Source organism: Aeromonas sp. FDAARGOS 1414, assembly GCF_019047065.1.
Lineage (GTDB): Bacteria > Pseudomonadota > Gammaproteobacteria > Enterobacterales > Aeromonadaceae > Aeromonas > Aeromonas veronii_A.
Map to the genome: position 1 here is coordinate 1,880,389 of NZ_CP077210.1, position 17,826 is coordinate 1,898,214.

At 45.5% G+C, this 17,826-nt stretch carries 15 protein-coding genes; 5 read left to right on the plus strand and 10 right to left on the minus strand.

What is annotated here, in order from left to right; genetic code table 11:
• Positions 1 to 164: 164 nt before the first annotated feature.
• From mtnN to pseC, 5 genes are all read left to right on the plus strand, one after another.
• Positions 165 to 857, plus strand: a complete 693-nt coding sequence (gene mtnN / locus I6L44_RS08265) for a 5'-methylthioadenosine/S-adenosylhomocysteine nucleosidase (RefSeq protein ID WP_021230869.1) — start codon at positions 165 to 167, stop codon at positions 855 to 857.
• Positions 854 to 1,816, plus strand: coding sequence for a cobalamin biosynthesis protein (locus I6L44_RS08270; RefSeq protein ID WP_216953966.1), 963 nt, complete (start codon positions 854 to 856; stop codon positions 1,814 to 1,816). The genes mtnN and I6L44_RS08270 overlap by 4 nt, the downstream gene beginning before the upstream one ends.
• On the plus strand, positions 1,809 to 2,654 hold the full coding sequence (locus tag I6L44_RS08275; protein WP_216953968.1) for a cobalamin-binding protein: 846 nt from the start codon (positions 1,809 to 1,811) through the stop codon (positions 2,652 to 2,654). The genes I6L44_RS08270 and I6L44_RS08275 overlap by 8 nt, the downstream gene beginning before the upstream one ends.
• Positions 2,655 to 2,810: 156 nt before the next feature.
• Complete coding sequence (gene pseB / locus I6L44_RS08280) at positions 2,811 to 3,815, plus strand: UDP-N-acetylglucosamine 4,6-dehydratase (inverting) (RefSeq protein WP_005346596.1); 1,005 nt, start codon at positions 2,811 to 2,813, stop codon at positions 3,813 to 3,815.
• On the plus strand, positions 3,812 to 4,933 hold the full coding sequence (gene pseC, locus I6L44_RS08285) for a UDP-4-amino-4,6-dideoxy-N-acetyl-beta-L-altrosamine transaminase (RefSeq protein ID WP_216953970.1): 1,122 nt from the start codon (positions 3,812 to 3,814) through the stop codon (positions 4,931 to 4,933). The genes pseB and pseC overlap by 4 nt, the downstream gene beginning before the upstream one ends.
• On the opposite strand, the gene I6L44_RS08290 is transcribed toward pseC, so the two are convergent.
• The 10 genes from I6L44_RS08290 to I6L44_RS08335 all read right to left on the minus strand — a co-directional run bounded on the left by I6L44_RS08290 (position 4,930) and on the right by I6L44_RS08335 (position 17,822).
• Positions 4,930 to 6,096: a nucleotide sugar dehydrogenase gene (locus I6L44_RS08290; RefSeq protein WP_216953971.1), complete on the minus strand. Its 1,167-nt coding sequence runs from the start codon at positions 6,094 to 6,096 to the stop codon at positions 4,930 to 4,932. The two genes, pseC and I6L44_RS08290, sit on opposite strands and share 4 nt — an antisense overlap.
• The gene (locus I6L44_RS08295) at positions 6,096 to 7,121 is read right to left on the minus strand and encodes an NAD-dependent epimerase (RefSeq protein WP_216953972.1); all 1,026 of its coding nucleotides are present in this window, start codon (positions 7,119 to 7,121) and stop codon (positions 6,096 to 6,098) included. Before I6L44_RS08295 ends, I6L44_RS08290 begins: the two co-directional genes overlap by 1 nt.
• A gap of 161 nt (positions 7,122 to 7,282) precedes the next feature.
• The gene (rffA, locus tag I6L44_RS08300; RefSeq protein ID WP_216953973.1) at positions 7,283 to 8,422 is read right to left on the minus strand and encodes a dTDP-4-amino-4,6-dideoxygalactose transaminase; all 1,140 of its coding nucleotides are present in this window, start codon (positions 8,420 to 8,422) and stop codon (positions 7,283 to 7,285) included.
• Positions 8,419 to 9,372: a radical SAM/SPASM domain-containing protein gene (locus tag I6L44_RS08305; protein ID WP_216953974.1), complete on the minus strand. Its 954-nt coding sequence runs from the start codon at positions 9,370 to 9,372 to the stop codon at positions 8,419 to 8,421. Before I6L44_RS08305 ends, rffA begins: the two co-directional genes overlap by 4 nt.
• A gap of 11 nt (positions 9,373 to 9,383) precedes the next feature.
• Positions 9,384 to 10,085: a WbqC family protein gene (locus tag I6L44_RS08310; RefSeq protein WP_216953975.1), complete on the minus strand. Its 702-nt coding sequence runs from the start codon at positions 10,083 to 10,085 to the stop codon at positions 9,384 to 9,386.
• A gap of 1 nt (position 10,086) precedes the next feature.
• Positions 10,087 to 11,676: a hypothetical protein gene (locus tag I6L44_RS08315; protein ID WP_216953977.1), complete on the minus strand. Its 1,590-nt coding sequence runs from the start codon at positions 11,674 to 11,676 to the stop codon at positions 10,087 to 10,089.
• A 257-nt stretch (positions 11,677 to 11,933) separates the two neighbouring features.
• The gene (locus I6L44_RS08320; protein ID WP_216953979.1) at positions 11,934 to 12,929 is read right to left on the minus strand and encodes a hypothetical protein; all 996 of its coding nucleotides are present in this window, start codon (positions 12,927 to 12,929) and stop codon (positions 11,934 to 11,936) included.
• 223 nt (positions 12,930 to 13,152) lie between these two features.
• Entirely contained in the window at positions 13,153 to 14,961 is a 1,809-nt protein-coding gene (gene asnB, locus I6L44_RS08325) for an asparagine synthase (glutamine-hydrolyzing) (RefSeq protein ID WP_323912150.1), read from the minus strand.
• 60 nt (positions 14,962 to 15,021) lie between these two features.
• Positions 15,022 to 16,185 (minus strand): methyltransferase domain-containing protein, encoded by a 1,164-nt coding sequence (locus I6L44_RS08330; protein WP_216953983.1) that lies wholly within the window; start codon positions 16,183 to 16,185, stop codon positions 15,022 to 15,024.
• Between the two features lie 14 nt (positions 16,186 to 16,199).
• Positions 16,200 to 17,822: a glycosyltransferase gene (locus tag I6L44_RS08335; RefSeq protein ID WP_216953985.1), complete on the minus strand. Its 1,623-nt coding sequence runs from the start codon at positions 17,820 to 17,822 to the stop codon at positions 16,200 to 16,202.
• Positions 17,823 to 17,826: the final 4 nt, after the last annotated feature.

The following is a 17,826-nucleotide window of genomic DNA, read 5'->3' on the forward strand; positions in this document are numbered from 1 at the left end:
ACTCTCCCCTCCTCATCAATGCTTTTTGTCACCTGCGGCGCTCCCATATGGAGCGCCGCGCTTCATCTCTCCTTTCGCTTGTGCCTCTCGGCGCCGACGCCATCTTTTGTTATGATCTACAGCAACTTAAATTCAGCCACACGGCTATCAAGACGAGGTCAGCAATGAAAGTAGGTATTATCGGCGCCATGGAGCAAGAAGTGGCCCTGCTGCGCAGCCAGATGAGCAACCCCACCACCCTGCAACTGGGCGGCTGCGAGTTCTATCAAGGGGAGCTGGCAGGCAAAGAGGTGATCCTGACCCGCTCCGGTATCGGTAAGGTCGCCGCCAGCGTGGCCACCAGCCTGCTGCTGGAAAAGTTTGCCCCCGACTGCGTCATCAATACCGGCTCTGCGGGCGGCTTTGCCCAGGACCTGCATATCGGTGATGTGGTGATCGCCAGCGAGATGCGTTTCCACGATGTCGACGTGACCGCCTTTGGTTACGAGATGGGCCAGATGGCGCAACAACCCGCCGCCTTCCCCTGCGACGAGAAGCTCATCGCGGTCGCTCAGGATTGCATCGCCGAGCAGGGCAAGCACCAGACCAAGGTCGGCCTAATCTGCACCGGCGATCAGTTCATGTGCAAACCGGACGCCATCGCCAAGGCTCGCGCCGACTTCCCGCAGATGCTGGCGGTCGAGATGGAAGGTGCCGCCATCGGTCAGGTGTGCCACATGTTCAAAGTGCCCTATCTGGTGGTGCGCGCCATGTCCGATATCGCTGGCAAGGAACAGGTTGAATCCTTCGATGCCTTTATCGAAGTGGCCGGCAAGCACTCCGCCGAAGTGATCATCAAGATGCTCGGCAAGCTGTGATCGAGACCGGCTCGCTTGATTTGATGGCCGACGCCCTCCTCTCGACGACGGCGGCCATTCTGGTAGGTGCTGCCCTGCTGGAGGCGGTGATCCCGTGGCCATCCCATCTGCGTCTTTCGGCCGTCACGCCCCTGCTGACCCGGCTGGGGCACAAGGTACACAGACCCGATGGTTCACCCGGCCAGCAAATGCAGGCCGGCCTGCTGGCAATGCTGGTAGTCTGGCTCCCCTGCGCAACCGGGCTCTGGTCGCTTCGCAATCTGGCCCTGAGCGAGCCGCTCTTCGACCTGCTGTTCTTGCTGCTGATGCTCGAATCCCGTCCGCTGCGCGAACTCTCCCATGCCACCCGCTCGCTCGCCACCCAGGAGACCCTGCCGCTGGCGAGATTGCAGTCTGCCCCCTGGCTTAAGCGGGAGACCGGCAAACTCTCGACCATGGGGCTCGCCAAAGCAGTGACGGAGAGCTGCGCCCTGCGTCTGGTCGGCCAATGGGCTGGCCCGCTGCTGGGATTTGCCTTGGCTGGCGTACAGGGCGCCTTGCTCTGGCGGCTGGTGCAGCTGATGAGCCAGGGCTGGAGCATGAAGGATCCCGCGTTTGGCTATTTTGGCCGAGCCTCCAGTACCCTCTATCAGGGGCTCAATGCTCCCACCATCCTGCTACTGGGGCTACCGCTCCTGCTACCGCGGCTCAAACAGGCCGCACAGCTGGTGCGAAGTGGCGCGCTCTGGCCCTATCCAGTCATGGGGATGCTGCTCACCCTGCTGGTAGATAAGTGCCGGATCCGCCTTGGTGGCCCTCGCTACTATCAGGGGGCTCTCCAGCGCTGGCCAGTCATCGGCACAGGTGCTGAGCCAGATAGCGAGACTCCGCGCAAGGTGCTCAACATTCTGCAAGGATGCGGCTGGGGCTGGTTGATACTGGCGCTGGTTGTCACGATAGCGGGGTTATTTCATGGATAGATGGCTGCGATTGCCGATCTGGCTGCCCTGCGTGCTGCTGGCCTGGTTGCCCGGTGTTCTGTTTGCCGCGACTCCGAGCCGGGTGGCGAGCGTGGTACCCCATCTTACCGAACTGCTTTACGACATCGGTGCCGGTGACAAACTGGTGGCCGTTGATGATGCCTCAGACTATCCCGCCGAGGTGAAAAACAAACCCAAGGTGGCCAATTATCGCAGCATCAATGTCGAGGCCCTGCTGGCACAAAAACCGGACCTGATCCTGGGCTGGCGCTCGGCCCAGTCACGAATGCTGGCACCGCTGGAACAGCTGGGTATCTCGGTGTTCTACTCTGAACCCACCGATTTTGCCTCGCTGGCGACCGAGATGCGGGCGCTGGGCAAATTGCTGGGTGTTGAGAAAAGTGCCAACGAAGCCGCCGATCGCTATCTGGCGCGCCTGCATGAGCTGCAACAGCGTTATGGACAATCAACCGGCGTCAAGGTGTTCTACCAGCTCTGGTACCCACCGCTCACCAGCGTCAGTGGCAATGCCTGGCCGGCTCAGGCCATCGAACTCTGCGGCGGGGTCAACGTCATGGCAAATGCCAAGACCCCCTACCCTCAAGTGGACATGGAACAGGTGATCAAAGCGAACCCCGCGCTGATCCTGGCGGGGAGTCAAGATCCTGACGCCCTGAATCACTGGCAAAAGTGGCCCAATCTCGATGCGGTGCAGCACCAGCGACTCGATTTGATCAACTCGGATGAACTACACCGCTTCACCCCGAGAGCCCTCAATGGGGTTGAAGAGGTTTGCCAGGCTATTCAGCTAAGCGCGCAGAGCTCCAGCACATCTTGATAAAGCTCTACTGATGCGAGCCAATCCGAGGTGGTCTGGGTGCGCCCAAATCTTTAAAACTGTTTTTGTGAATGGATCACACTCTTTGCCAAAAAAGCTGGTACTTTATTTGCTAGCATATGATTCATCTACTGTTTTTATGACGAGATGCCCACAATGTTCAACGATAAAACGCTACTGATCACAGGTGGCACCGGCTCGTTTGGCCAACGATTGGTCAAGACAGTACTGGAACGTTATAAGCCGAAACGGCTCATCATCTATTCTCGTGACGAACTGAAACAGTTCGAGATGCAGCAGGAGTTTAACGACCCCTGCATGCGCTATTTTATCGGTGATGTCCGAGACGCCAACCGGCTCACCATGGCAATGCGTGGCGTCGATTACGTGGTGCATGCAGCAGCACTGAAACAGGTTCCAGCCGCTGAATACAACCCCATGGAGTGTATTAAAACCAATATCCATGGTGCTGAGAACGTTATCCAGGCCGCTTTGCTCAATCAAGTCAAAAAAGTTATTGCCCTCTCCACTGACAAAGCTGCCAATCCAATCAATCTCTACGGTGCCACCAAACTGGCATCAGACAAGCTCTTCGTGGCAGCAAACAATATCGCGGGGCAGGATCCCACCCGTTTTGCAGTGGTTCGTTACGGTAACGTGGTGGGTTCTCGCGGCTCTGTCGTCCCCTTCTTCCAGAAGCTGATTGACCAGGGTGCAGATGCGTTGCCCATCACCCATGAGGAGATGACGCGTTTCTGGATCACCTTGCAGCAAGGGGTGGATTTCGTGCTGGACAATTTTGGCCGCATGAAAGGAGGAGAGATTTTTGTTCCAAAATTGCCATCGGTCCGTATTACCGAGCTCGCCAGCGCCATGGCCCCTCACCTGCCACACAAGATCATCGGTATTCGTCCGGGAGAGAAGCTCCATGAAGTGATGTGTCCTGCCGATGACTCTTATCACACCTTCGAGTTTGATGACTTCTTCGTGATTGGCCCAACCATCAACTTCAATAATCGCAACAACGATTTCTCCAAAACAGCGGCGGGCGAAAAAGGAAAAATGGTAGAACAGGGCTTCGAATATAACTCTCGCAGCAACCCTCACTTTTTTACCATTGAACAGCTTTTGAAAATGAACCAAAAGGGGAGTGCTGAATGATCCCTTATGGCCGCCAATCCATCAGCCAGGCAGATATCGATGCTGTTGTGGATGTTCTCAAGTCCGACTTCCTAACCCAGGGGCCCGTTGTCCCCCGCTTTGAGCAAGCAGTAGCTGATTACTGTGGCGCTAAATTCGGGGTTGCGGTCAATTCAGGTACAGCAGCACTGCATATCGCCTGTCTGGCACTTGGCGTTGGCCCCGGCGACAGGGTCTGGACATCCCCCATCAGCTTTGTTGCATCCGCCAACTGTGCTCTCTACTGCGGTGCACAAGTCGACTTCGTCGATATTGAGCCAGATACCGGCAACATGTGCGCCTTGGAGCTGGAAAAGAAACTAATTGTTGCTAAAGCGGCGGGCAAGTTGCCCAAAGTCGTTATCCCGGTGCACTTTGCCGGCCTCCCCTGCGACATGCAGGAGATCCGCCGCCTGGGACAAGAGTATGGCTTTCGGATCATCGAAGATGCCTGCCACGCCTTGGGAGCTCGCTATCACGATGAACCAACCGGTAATGGTCGCTACAGCGATATAACCGTTTTCAGCTTCCACCCGGTGAAGATCATCACCACCGGTGAAGGGGGGATGGCCATGACCAACGACCCTGCGCTCGCCAAGACGATGCGCATGCTCCGCAGCCATGGCATCACCCGCGAACCGGAAGACTTCATCAATGAACCGGACGGCCCTTGGTACTATGAGCAGCAGATGCTCGGCTTCAACTACCGCATGACCGACATTCAGGCTGCGCTGGGGTTGAGCCAGATGGCCAATCTGGAGACATGGATTCACACGCGTAACGAGATTGCCCAGTACTACTTCGAAAGACTGGCACCACACCAGCTACCTCGTCATTTCAACACCGAGCGGCGTAGTGCCTTCCATCTCTATGTTCACCATGTAGCCCCTGAACAACGCAGTGCGCTCTTCCAAAAAGTACGTGCACAGGATATCGGCGCCAACGTGCACTATATACCTATTTACAAACAACCTTGGTATCAAAAGTGGACTCATACTACCCTGCCCTCTACTGAGCAATTTTACGCAGGCGCAATGACCTTGCCACTCTTTCCTGGTTTGACAAAAGCACAGCAATTGAAAATATGCAGTCTGCTTTAGTCGTAGCCAAAAATGTCTCGTGTATAGACCTTATCAATCACATCGGCTAAATCAGGACTCATTCGGTTGGCAAGTATAATGTCACACATACCTTTAAATACGGATACTTCAGTGATGACTTTTGACCTAAAGAAATAAGGTTCCATTAAGGATGGCTCATAAACAACAACCTCAATACCCTTCGCCTTGATTCTTTTCATGACTCCCTGTATTGCCGATGCTCTAAAATTATCCGAACCAGCCTTCATAACTAGTCGATAAATACCTACTCGTTTAGGATTAGTCGCGATAACTGTATCGGCAATAAAATCTTTTCTCGTTGTATTAGCATCAACAATAGCTCTAATCAGGTTGCTGGGCACTTGGTTGAAATTTGCCAGAAGCTGCTTGGTGTCTTTTGGCAGACAATAACCTCCATAACCAAAAGATGGATTGTTGTAATAGTGGCCAATACGAGGGTCCAGGCAAACACCATCAATAATATCCTTTGTTTCTAGATTATTTTTTTGGGCATATGTATCCAACTCATTAAAAAATGCGATTCGCATCGCCAGATATGTGTTAGCAAATAATTTTACAGCCTCTGCTTCCGTACTTTCAGTAAAAATGACTGGCACATTTTTTTCTATTGCCCCATCAATCATAAGTCTAGAAAATGTTCGTGCATATTCACTTGTTGCCCCGACTATAACACGTGATGGATAAAGGTTATCATATAATGCTCTCCCTTCACGTAAAAACTCGGGGGAAAAGAAAATATTCTCGTAATTATGAGTCATCCGCATTTTAGAGGTAAAACCAACAGGAACAGTAGACTTGATTACAATTACTGCCTCAGGATTAATTTCCATAATATCAAAAATAACTGACTCTACCGACGCAGTATCAAAGCAATTTGTATCAGGATCATAATTAGTGGGCGTCGCAATTATAATATAGTCAGCATGTTGGTAAGCGGTTGATTTATTCAAGGTTGCGGTAAGATCCAAAGTCCGTTGTTTAAAGAACAGATCGATATCAGAATCAATAATTGGAGATTGTCGCCTGTTAATCATGGACACTTTTTCTGGATTAACATCAAATGCAACAACATGATGGTTCTGAGCTAACAATATTGCATTAGACAAACCTACGTAACCTATACCGACAACGGCAATTTTCATTATTGAACCTTCACATCCAAAAATTGATAATAAGAGCGATACCATTCAACAAAATTCTGTATGCCCTGTTCTATCTTCATTGATGGGCGATATGAAATAGTAGCAAATAAATCCTCAGTATCCGCCCATGTCGCATAAACATCACCCGACTGCATGGGCATCATATTTTTTATAGCTTTAACCCCCAGCGCTTGCTCGAGAGATTGAATAAAATCAACTATTTTAATCGGCCTACCATTACCAATGTTAAATACACGATAAGGGGCACTGCTATCAGCTGGAGAACCAGTTGCGCAACGCCAGGCAGAATTTTCAACCGGTATCACGTCCGCTACCCGGATCACACCTTCAGCAATGTCATCTATATATGTGAAATCTCGGCTTAACAGACCATTGTTATATACATCTATTGGCTGTCCAGACAGCATACATTTAGTAAATTTAAATAATGCCATATCCGGCCGTCCCCACGGGCCATAAACTGTGAAAAAACGCAATCCTGTGGTTGGGATACCATACAAATGAGAATATGTGTGCGCCATCAGCTCATTCATTTTTTTTGTCGCTGCATATAACGAAATAGGATGGTCAGTGGGTTCACTCACTCTAAATGGCATTTCCTCATTCATTCCATATACGGAGCTAGAAGATGCATAAACAAGATGCTCAATATGATGATGACGACAACCCTCCAGAATTGTCAAAAATCCGTCTACGTTGCTATCAATATAAGAAAAGGGAGATTCCATTGAATGGCGAACACCGGCTTGAGCGGCAAGATGAATTACTCTGTCAAACTTCTCTTTGGAAAAAAGAGTCAGGATAGATTTTCTATCAGAGACATCCATTTTTACAAACTTGAAGTTAGAAAATGGAGTTAACTGTTCAAGTCTACTTAATTTAAGAGATACCTCATAGTAATCATTTAGGTTATCAATACCTATAACCTGATACCCTTTCAAGCACAGTAGTTCGCACACCTTCGCACCGATAAATCCCGCTGCACCAGTTACAAAATATTTCATACGACATACCTGTTAAAAATTGCTTTTGGTTATACGCTAAGGTGAAATCATTATCTTACTGAGTGCCAATATCCATATGTATATTACAAATATTATAGCTTATGAATATTTATAAGATCATTAATAAAATGCATCTAATTCATTTAAATTTATGATTAGCTTTAATTATTGACTACAAAAAAGTGTCTGACCGCATCAATAATGAATACTTGCTCCGACTCAGTCAGGCTTGCATGTAAAGGTAAACGTAACAGCATTCTAGAAACCGCTGTGGTATTTATATCATCGCCATGAAATCTACCATATCGAATACCAGCCGGACTAGAATGCAGAGGTACAAAGTGTGAGGTAACTTCCACATTAAGATTGCGCATGAATTTAAATAATCCCTGTTGTTCGTCAGGGGATCTTGTTCTTATATGATATATATGAGCATTATGCTCAACATGTGCCGGAACGGCAGGAAGTGTGAGCACTCCAGCATTAGCCAACTCAGATAAACATGTATGATAAAAAAGCCATTTTTTTAATCTAGCATTCGTAATTTCTCTCGCGTTTTGTAATTGCTGCAACAAGACTACAGCTTGAACCTCTGACATTACATAACTAGATGATAAAATTTGCCATGTATATCTATCAACCTCTCCACGCAAAAACCTTGAACGATCAGTTCCTTTCTCCTGAATGATTTCACATATACCATGGTACTTATCTTCGTTTACTAAAAAAGCCCCGCCCTCACCACCGGCATGAATATTTTTAGTATGATGAAAGCTGACGCAGCCAAATTGACCAATTGAACCAAGTGGCCGTCCTTTATATGTTGACATGATACTTTGTGCAGCATCTTCAACCAATACAAGATTATAGCGATTGCATATATCGACTATAGAAGACATTTCTGATGCAACACCGGCATAGTGAACAACCACTACGGCTTTCGTTCTAACTGTAATAGCCTCTTCAATAAGCTGCTCATTTATATTCAAAGTGTCTGGCCTGATATCGACAAATACTAATTTTGCGCCCCTTAAGGCAAAAGCACTTGCAGAGGTAACAAATGTAAAGCTTGGCAGTATTACCTCATCCCCTGGCTGCAAATCCATCGCTAAAGCTGCCATCTCCAAAGATGCACTACAGGATGGCGTTAAAAAAACTCGCCTTGCATTATATATATCGTGTAATAGTTCCTCACATTTTTTTTTATTAACACCGATACCTAAACATTCTCCATCACTTTCAGTGATATGGCCAATATTATTGGGGCGATTATATGGTATCCAATTGCGATATGATTTCATTTCATAATAACCTTAATGTCACTGACAAGATTTGCATAACTTCTTCCTGAATCAGGCCATGTTGTCAGTCTCCAATCAGGACATTGCCCACAAAAAGTATGGCATTTGAAATCGTTATTAAGATGAGCCTCTCGCAGTTCGTTTAAAAATGCTCCCTGCCAAGCAGTTTTTAGCGTTGTCTTCCTGTAATCAATGAAACTGGATGCATACGCCCAATCTGTCGGGCAAAAAGAAAGCTCACCTTTTGGATCCAGGGTCAAACGCTCCCATGGATATAAGCATGGGCGCCTTGACTCATGGGAATGAGCTTCCCCTTGAGCCAACATACCTGCCGCCGAATGTAAATTCCTGATCAGCACTTCATCAGCTCCCTGATTTTTCCAAAAAAGAGAAAAATCATCTACCTCATCTTCATTTCCTGCCTGACGAATAAAACTCACAACAATACGAGTTCTGTATTGCCCTGTCTTGATATGTTCGATCATTCTAATTATATTACGTCGCACTTGCTCAAGACGCCCGCCACGAATCTTCGCATAAGTCTCATCGTTAAAGGCATCAATGCTGACATCAATCATATGAAGGCCACTTTCTAATAACTGTTTTAGTTTTTTCTCATTAAGAACTGTACCATTAGTGGTTAACGTGACAAACGTGCCACTATGCTCGACAGCATACTGGATCATTTCATGTGCATGTGGATGCATAAGTGGCTCACCATTGCTGGTATATCGTATATACTGGCAATGTCCGTCGCTATTGTCTCTTATATCATCGATCAGCTTCTTGTTTAGTTCAGGGTCTAACAATCTTGCGGAATAATGTTCAGACTCTTTAAATTGAGGGTGTGGACAATGTATGCATCTTAAATTACAAATTTCAGCAATATCTACAATGACCTGTGATGGAAACTCCGATGACAGTCGATCATAGAAACCATATTTAGCCATGAGTCCTCCTACTAATAATTTAGTTCGCTATGAACAAAATCACCGCCAGCACATAATAAAGCATCGATAATACTGACGCGGCAATCAAAACCAGGTCCGTTCTGGGGATAGCGAGCATATTCAGGATATTCCATCCAGGCAACACCGATACCCCTTTCTTCAAAGCGCCCGATATCTAAATAATTTTTTGCCGCCGGCCCAGAAAAATAAATACTTGCATCAGCTCTTTCAGCAATGACGATCAGTCTTTCCGTTGCATCGCTAAATCCCCCCCCATTCAAGTAATGACTATCCGTAAAGATGGGGGTGGTGATCCCTAATAAATGCATGATTTTTTTAATAAACATGACATTTATATCAGAGATATACTCAAATTCACGTGCATCTTCATACCATGATTTAATTTCATCTATATATCTATCAAAAAAAAGCGCCTTTTTGTATCGCTCTTTAATTATAGCAAAATGCTTCTGACACCATAGATTATCGACAACTTTTGTGGATGATATTTTCTGATTTCTATCAACATGACATACGGGTATTGTTAACCATACAGCACCCTGTGTGGTCATAATCCTATTGCGGTTACGCCAATCTCTTGTTGTATACTGGACAGAATCAAGAAATATAAATTCGTCCACCCTGTTTATAATATCAAAGTAGCCTATCCAAGGAATATAATTAGATTGAATGATTGCTATCTTTTTATGCAAGTTAGTATGCTCTTAATATTTTTGAACGTGTTAAACCACATGAAATCATCTGTGCTTTAATCTCGGGCCAGTAATCAGAAGCAATAATAACCACATCAAGTTCATTGGTGGCCTCCAGTGTAAATTTTTCTATTGGGGCATTACAAAATATAGCACCAAATTTACTATCGTCATTATCAAAAAAACACTTCACCTTTATTTCCCTGTCAGAAAAAACAAGGTCAGAATGAAGTTTTCCATAGAATTTTTTTGCGCCAGAGCCAGTGCCAAAAATAGCTATTTTAATATTTCTTTTTCTTCCAAATCGATAGTAAAACTCATCTGGCAAATTTCGTTTAAATCGATACGTAAATTTCTCTGAAAATGAACTTTCAAGTAAAAAACCTCTGATTTTCGGCAAAATAACGTCAATATTATGAAACTGTTCAACATAGTTGCAGCAGCTTCTTGATTTATTTTCGAGAAAACCATATTGGAATACATCTTCAAGCATAACATGAATATCATTTCGCTGTGGGGAAGACTCCCCAATTAGCGAGAGATAAAGACTTGAGCCTTCATCAAACTCGTCTGAAGCTTCATCAAGCCACACCCCTTTCACTAGACGACGGTATCCTTTAACACAAGAGTCTATGGCAATCACAGGTAATCCGACCATTGCAAGATGATATGCTGAGGAGCCCATTGCAACACCGAAATGATATTTTTCAGATTCAATTAGGCTGTATATATCAGATTCATTTCTCTTTCCTAAGATACGAATTTCAAGGCGTTCATGCGCAAGCTTTTTATATGATTCAACTTCATCCTCATAGAGAGCATATCCATATCCTATCAAATCAAAAAGTATATGCAGCTGAGGTTTATTGTTAAGAACAACATTCAAGCTGTCAATAAAACTCAAGATGCTTTCATTCTTGAAAAAGTCAAATCTCCCGAGCCAGAGCACCTTCATAAACTCTTCTGGAGCAGAAATATTGTACCGTATCTTTTGTGTTACGGGCTCAACAGGAACAGTGGCAGATGAGTGATGATTAAGTGGAACAGAAAAATACTCAGAATTATATTTACGATATATGTCATTGGGATACCAGATTGCATGTGCTCGATCCAACTTTAATAATAATTGGCGCTGGTAGTGCCAAGTTTCATTAATTAACTTTGGTTTGAATGCACGAGATGCGTTAAATCCAATCCCTGGCTCCCAGATACTCCAAGCTTCTGGATGCAACATCCCAGTCAATATATGAACTCTTTTATTTCCATTGAAGACATGCATAGCCCTATGCAAAACTTCAAAATATGAAGCGAGAACATATATATCTTCCCCAAAAAAATCATCAATAATTTTCTGTCCAAGTGCCCCCAGATACGATTGATTTGAAATAGAAACAAAGAAATCATCCATTTCTGGAATGATATACTTTTTTATCTTTACACTCTTGTTATCCAATAGCCCAAAAAGTGCAGAGTCCTCGTATCCAACTACGGCAACGGAATCACCTAATCCAACAAGATAGTCAATAAATCTACAGTTAAATGTCTCCGCACCACCGACACTCTTATTGAAATCAAAAACAACAATGTTCACGCCGCCCCCACAACCCTGTGTTAACAATACGCCGAATAAAATTCCCAGCCTTAAATAATAACTGATGCGATTAATACCTTTTTTTCAAAAAATGAACAATCTATAACATATAGGAATCTCTAAAAATCAATACACTAGCTCGAACTGGTTCGTCAAGGAAGAATCAAAGGATAAATTTAAAGAGTAATTCATAAAAAATTGGAGACTAAAAACAAAAGGAAAGTAATAAAATAACTTATAATATCTATAGCTATTTATCAGTTTAAAAAAACAACTCTCCCATCAAATTTCATCAATAAAGCACGTCTAATTTCCTCTCGATAGAAATCCGATGCTATATAGACTGGTGAATTAATAGCATCTAAATCCCCCAACGTGTTAACCTTGAAGTCATTCATAGCATGCGAGTGTTCATCAACAATAATATTAATTTTTTTCCTGTGCTTGGAAAATTTTAAAATGGCCTGTCCGATATGACCAGCACCATATAGAAGTACTTCAGAATAACTATTGCTTACCTCATCGAAGATGAGCGTATGATTTAGAACATTATCCGTGAAAGGATATTGAACAACTTGGCTCAACAAATAGATGTCATCAGAGCACAACGCTATCACTTTATCAATAGAAATCAAAGGGTTATATATTATCTGCTGCGGAGAAACAAATTTATCTTCCAGACATTTTCTAGCCACTAGGAAAGCATATTGTTCAGTTGTCTGATGCTCAACGACGTCTGACAATGAGCCAAATGTATACTCACCATCAGTACCTCTCCAACCAAATACTAACTCAACGACTTCATAGTTGTTTGAAAAACAAAGTGAAATGAAAAAATCAACATTATATGTAAAAAGTCCATGTGGGGAATGCTTCATAGGCAAACAATGAATCATTAATCCATTTTTCTTTGTAATGTTATGTATTGACGCAAAAACATTATATTGATTAAAAACATGTTCACTAGTTCCAAGATTAGTTACCACATCATACTGATGAGATAACTCGAGCATCTGACTATTAAAATCGCAAAATATTGTCCCATCATAAACATCCACAGAATCATATTTTAAACCTAGGTTTTCATACATAGATTTTGTAAAATCACCATCCTGATAATTCTTTAATTCTTCATCAATTATCTCTGCCGAGTTTAATGAATAAAACTGCTGGCACCCTAACTCAATTATCGAATTAAAGTTTTCAGGAAAGTGATTCTTCATTTTATTAAACATAGCTGGCGTCATACCCATCACAGAACTCCCGTAACATATAATATGAAGTTATAAGAAAGACTTATCAATTCACGAATGAATTATATTTCACAAACAATGTAAACAAGGCTATAATTTCAACCGCAGTTATAAACTTCAAAAATTCTTCGCCTTTATTATATAGCCATAAAATATATTCATAATAGTGGGCTCGGTCATTATAATTAATATTATTTAATAACTTTTAGCCCAAAGCGTTATCTCACAAATTGAACTCATGGGACTGCAACCAGATCTCAAGCACCAATAAACCCCAAACATGATAGAAGGTCATACCGTCAAACTGGTTATCCAGCAACATCCGCAACCGGTCGGGAGCGATAAACTGATGCAGACAGAGCTGGCCTGAAGAGGCCTGCTGACGCAGTTGCGTAATCGCACTCTGTTTGGCCTGTTGATTGAACGGATCTATGCTGAAACCCTTTTTCGGCCTGTCGATCCATTCCGCCGGCAAGTAGCGTTTGGCCAACTGGCGCAACAGGAACTTACCCTGTCCTTGTGCAATCAGCTCTGACTGTGCCAAACCTGCGGCAAACTGAGCTACTTCGGTCGACAGGTAGGGCGTGCGGCACTCAAGGCTGTGCAGCATGCTCATTCGATCTACCTTGGCCAATACCAACGGCAGATAATTGGCAATATCGGCCTCACGAAGGCGATTAAGATACGGGCGGCTATCCATATCGATACGCCTGCGCAGCGCCATCAAGTGATCACCAGTACCGGACGGAATGCGACCGAACAACTGTTCCAACTGGCGATCGGCATACAGCAAGATGCGACCAGAGTAGTACTCCCGCCCAAGATGCCAGCTACGCGCCTGCATCTGTTGCTCTCTGCCCTCGGCGGCGACCAGTGTCTGCAGGTAACGGCCATAACCGCCAAACAGCTCATCCCCCCCGTCACCCGTAATCGCGACGGTGACCTGCTGACGAGCAAGCTGCGAGACCATATAAGTTGGCACACAGGAAGTATCAGCATTGGGCTCATCCATGCGCCGCGCCAGATCACCTACCTGTTCAACAAAAGCCTCTGGACGAAGCAGCTGTTCGGTGTGCTCGGTTCCGAGGAAATCGGCAAAAGCCCGAGCCTCCTCATGTTCGCTCTCCGGCGCCTGTTCAAAACCGATGGAGAAGGTGCGGATCGGCCGTTGCAAACGACGGGTGATCAGGGCCACCGCCGTCGAGGAGTCGACACCACCGGAGAGAAAAGCCCCCACCGGCACATCGGCGACCAAGCGGCGCGATAACGAACGCAGCAACAGATCCTCAAGCTGGTCAACCTGCTCCTCCAGCGGGCGTGACGGCATATGGTCACCGGCACAGATAAAGTGGAAGTAACGCTCTGCCTGTGAGACCGCCCCTGTCACGGCACGCATCAAGTGCCCCGGCAGCAACTTTCTGGCGTGTTGATACAGGGTGCGTTCCCCGACGGGGTGCTGGAAAGCCAGATAATGGGCGACTGTATCAACCGTAATGCGGGCAGGGAATCCTGGCACCAGGGTCAAAGCCGCCAGCTCGGAGGCAAAGACCAACAAACCGTCAAACTCGGCATAATAGAGTGGCTTCTCGCCAAACGGATCACGCGCCAGCAGCAACTCCCTGCGCTCACGATCATAGTAGGCAAGTGCAAACATCCCCTCGAGCCGGGTCAGAAAGTCAGCACCTTCCCGTACCAGGCCATTGACCAATACCTCGGTATCAGAATGGCCAGTAAATGATATGCCGGCGTCTTTAAGACGCCCCCCCAACTGAAGATGGTTGTAGATCTCCCCATTAAATACGATACAGGCCCGCTGCTGTGCATCATGCATTGGTTGATGCCCGGCAGGCGATACATCCAGAATACTCAATCGACAATGTGCCAGAACACAGCGTCCGTCATCCGACTCCCAAAGACCCTGGTCGTCAGGACCTCGATAGGTCATCGCCTCCGCCATTCTATTAGCCTGCTGTTTCAACCACGCAGGATCATGTTGACCATGAATACTCATTATTCCGGCTATACCGCACATTTTATAACTCCCTAAAGGTAAGCCAACACATGATGTCACGCATGAGACATCATAGAATAATCAACTATCATGCGATGGCTTTTCCAGAACGAATAGCACACCAGCGACTTCCAAATCCTCCCATCCCAGTGATGCATACTCATCTGCGAAATCGACAGAGACTTCCTGAATATGCTCTCTATCATTCTTCATATATTTATCTTCAGCAACAATCCTGAAGCCACATTGTAAAAATATCTGTCGATAATCACTATAACGCAGCTGATTACCATGTAAAAAGTGGCCAGCATCACCATAATGGTCACGCCACTCTGACTTGCCTATTGTCAGGAAATCAAGTGGTCGTGAAAAATCCCGGTGGTCTCGGAGGTCAATCCAGTGAAAAGCAAAACCACCTGATGCTAATAGCTCAAATGTCTTGGCTACGAATGAATTAATATCTACAACATGCTCCATTACGGCACACGAATAGCATACATCATATTTTTCATCATCATTGAAATCTTCAAGCTTTATCTCAGGAAAGTAATTTAGTCTAGTGCCATGATGATCATGAAGATGGAATGATTCAACATCATCATTAAATACAATGTCATCATTTACCTTACATGGGACATTGAAAAGCCCCATTAAATCTTTAATCATTGAAACATGATCATTGAAAGGATATTTCCCGCTTAGTCCCGGGAATGGCTCGATCGCGGTCCACTCCCCTCCCCATCGTAATAGACTATATATCTCCACCCCAAGGGAATGACCAGAACCTATATGTAAAAATCGATTTACCGGCTTTGAAATATATTGTTTACGGCATTTCTCGAAATTATTACCAAGTGATATGTGATAAAAAACACTGCCACTGGTGTTTTTACTTCCTATTATCTCATCCACGAGCTCACGTCCAATTAGCCCTTTCACTTCCTGCTTCTCTCGATCTTTTTTTTCACTTTCCTCATCATAAGGAAAGGGTAAATATAAATCATCCAACCCCAATTTGACGAGTTGAGCACAGATATCTGAGACATGCCTCTGAAGACAAGAGAGAATAATAAAACTTGGCTTATATAGATGAATTTCATCAGGAGAGATAATAGGAAGCTCACCCTTAAACTGACCATGTAAATTTTCGTTATTATCAGCAATAGCCAATATTGAAAATCGTTTAGGAAGTCTTTTTATAAATGAATCACAAACTTCACCAGCACCGAACAAGATAACATCCATATTCCGTCTCCGATTTATTTTTTATTAGTCAGTGCCAGTGTTTTTTCAGCAAGTATACGTGGTGAATAATGCTCACTCATCTTTTCCACCAAACCAACTGATGTTTTCTCTCCACTTCCCATTAATAATGACACTATCTTTTCAACCATCAAACCCCATTCCCCATAGGGAATCAAGTCACAAGAAAACTCTGTCAGTACAGTTTCTCTATTTCCTGGAATATCTGTCGCTACAACAGGACAACCAAGTGCCTGTGCTTCCAAAATAACATTAGACATTCCCTCATGACTGGAGGTGGAAATGAGCAGGCTGGCACAACTTAACCATTCAAAAATATTATCTTTCACACCCACGACATGAATGTTATCGCGGCACGGCTGCTGCGCAATGCAAGCAAGGACCTCTGAGCGCAATGGTCCATCACCGATTAAAATTGCATGGGTTTGAGGAAGTTTGGCAATGACAGAAGCGACAACCTCTATAAAGCGACATGGGGACTTTTCCGGAGACAGTCGCATTATCCCCATCAATATTGGGGCCGATAAATGAATATCTAACTGCTGTAAAGGCTCTTGTCCCTCAACCCGCTTGGCCATGACCGCATTTTTCACTACGGGGATGCTCGATTCAGGCAAATTTAGCCAGCGAGCATACGACTGCGCCCCTGCCATGGAGTTAACACTCAAAACGATTCCTGGCAACTCGGTCATCAGACGATAGTAAGCTGCCAACCTCGACTCATCATAAACGGCCAGGTATTCAGGAAACTCTGAGGGTGCAACACTCCTTCCAGAGATAATGATCTGTTCTACTCCCGCGAAAATTGCGGCCATAGAAGCAATGACATTACCGTCTTCTAGATAGGCGATAACCAGTTTGGGCTGAACACGTTGCATATAGTCATAGGCAGTGAGAATGCCGTGAAGCAGTCCGGGCTCAAAGAAGGGTGCCAATTGATTAGCCAACTGGTAGCTATTTTCCTCCTGCTCCAAGTTCGGCCAGCACTCACGGGCAGAAGGCACGAAGTAGAGCTCTACACCATGAGTACGCAAAAGCGCCTCCCAGTGATTAACCTCCAACCCCTTATTCTTCACCGAGATCAAATGCACTTCCCATCCCTGCTGGCGCAATCCGATGGCCAGCAATACCATCTGCCGCTCAGCACCGCCTTTGACCAAGGAGTGGATATATAGCACGACACGCTGCACTACTTGGGGCAGCCGATGTGCTCGACGCTCGCGGATCAACCGCTCAAGCTTTTGCTGCAACATCGCCGATGGCTGGCAGGTTGCCTCAACATAGGGAGTGATATAGGGATAGTCGCCATAATGACCTAGTTGCTCGATAATCTGCCCACCGAATTGCTGTAAATCTGAAAAGATGACAATGACCACCTCCTCTACTGGGTAATTATTAAGCAGTTCTGGCCCTACAATCGGAATGCCACAGGCGAACTGACCGACTTGAGGACCGTTAAGACCATCGATGATGGCGACGAATGGATAAGGGGATTGGAGCACATGATAATAAAGATTTCCCGCCACCCCCCAGGCAATCGCCTTGCGTTTCCCGGACAGCAGTTCCTGATGCAATAACGCATCAAAAGGCAGGGCATGTTTCATCGACAGATCCAGCATGTGT

Bases quoted from the DNA above. Each gene is read 5' to 3' on its own strand.
- I6L44_RS08295 (WP_216953972.1), bottom strand. From the start codon at position 7,121: ATGAAATATTTTGTAACTGGTGCAGCGGGATTTATCGGTGCGAAGGTG.
- mtnN (WP_021230869.1), top strand. From the start codon at position 165: ATGAAAGTAGGTATTATCGGCGCCATGGAGCAAGAAGTGGCCCTGCTG.
- I6L44_RS08290 (WP_216953971.1), bottom strand. From the start codon at position 6,096: ATGAAAATTGCCGTTGTCGGTATAGGTTACGTAGGTTTGTCTAATGCA.
- pseB (WP_005346596.1), top strand. From the start codon at position 2,811: ATGTTCAACGATAAAACGCTACTGATCACAGGTGGCACCGGCTCGTTT.
- I6L44_RS08335 (WP_216953985.1), bottom strand. From the start codon at position 17,822: ATGCTGGATCTGTCGATGAAACATGCCCTGCCTTTTGATGCGTTATTG.
- I6L44_RS08330 (WP_216953983.1), bottom strand. From the start codon at position 16,185: ATGGATGTTATCTTGTTCGGTGCTGGTGAAGTTTGTGATTCATTTATA.
- pseC (WP_216953970.1), top strand. From the start codon at position 3,812: ATGATCCCTTATGGCCGCCAATCCATCAGCCAGGCAGATATCGATGCT.
- I6L44_RS08275 (WP_216953968.1), top strand. From the start codon at position 1,809: ATGGATAGATGGCTGCGATTGCCGATCTGGCTGCCCTGCGTGCTGCTG.
- I6L44_RS08305 (WP_216953974.1), bottom strand. From the start codon at position 9,372: ATGGCTAAATATGGTTTCTATGATCGACTGTCATCGGAGTTTCCATCA.
- rffA (WP_216953973.1), bottom strand. From the start codon at position 8,422: ATGAAATCATATCGCAATTGGATACCATATAATCGCCCCAATAATATT.
- I6L44_RS08320 (WP_216953979.1), bottom strand. From the start codon at position 12,929: ATGGGTATGACGCCAGCTATGTTTAATAAAATGAAGAATCACTTTCCT.
- asnB (WP_323912150.1), bottom strand. From the start codon at position 14,961: ATGTGCGGTATAGCCGGAATAATGAGTATTCATGGTCAACATGATCCT.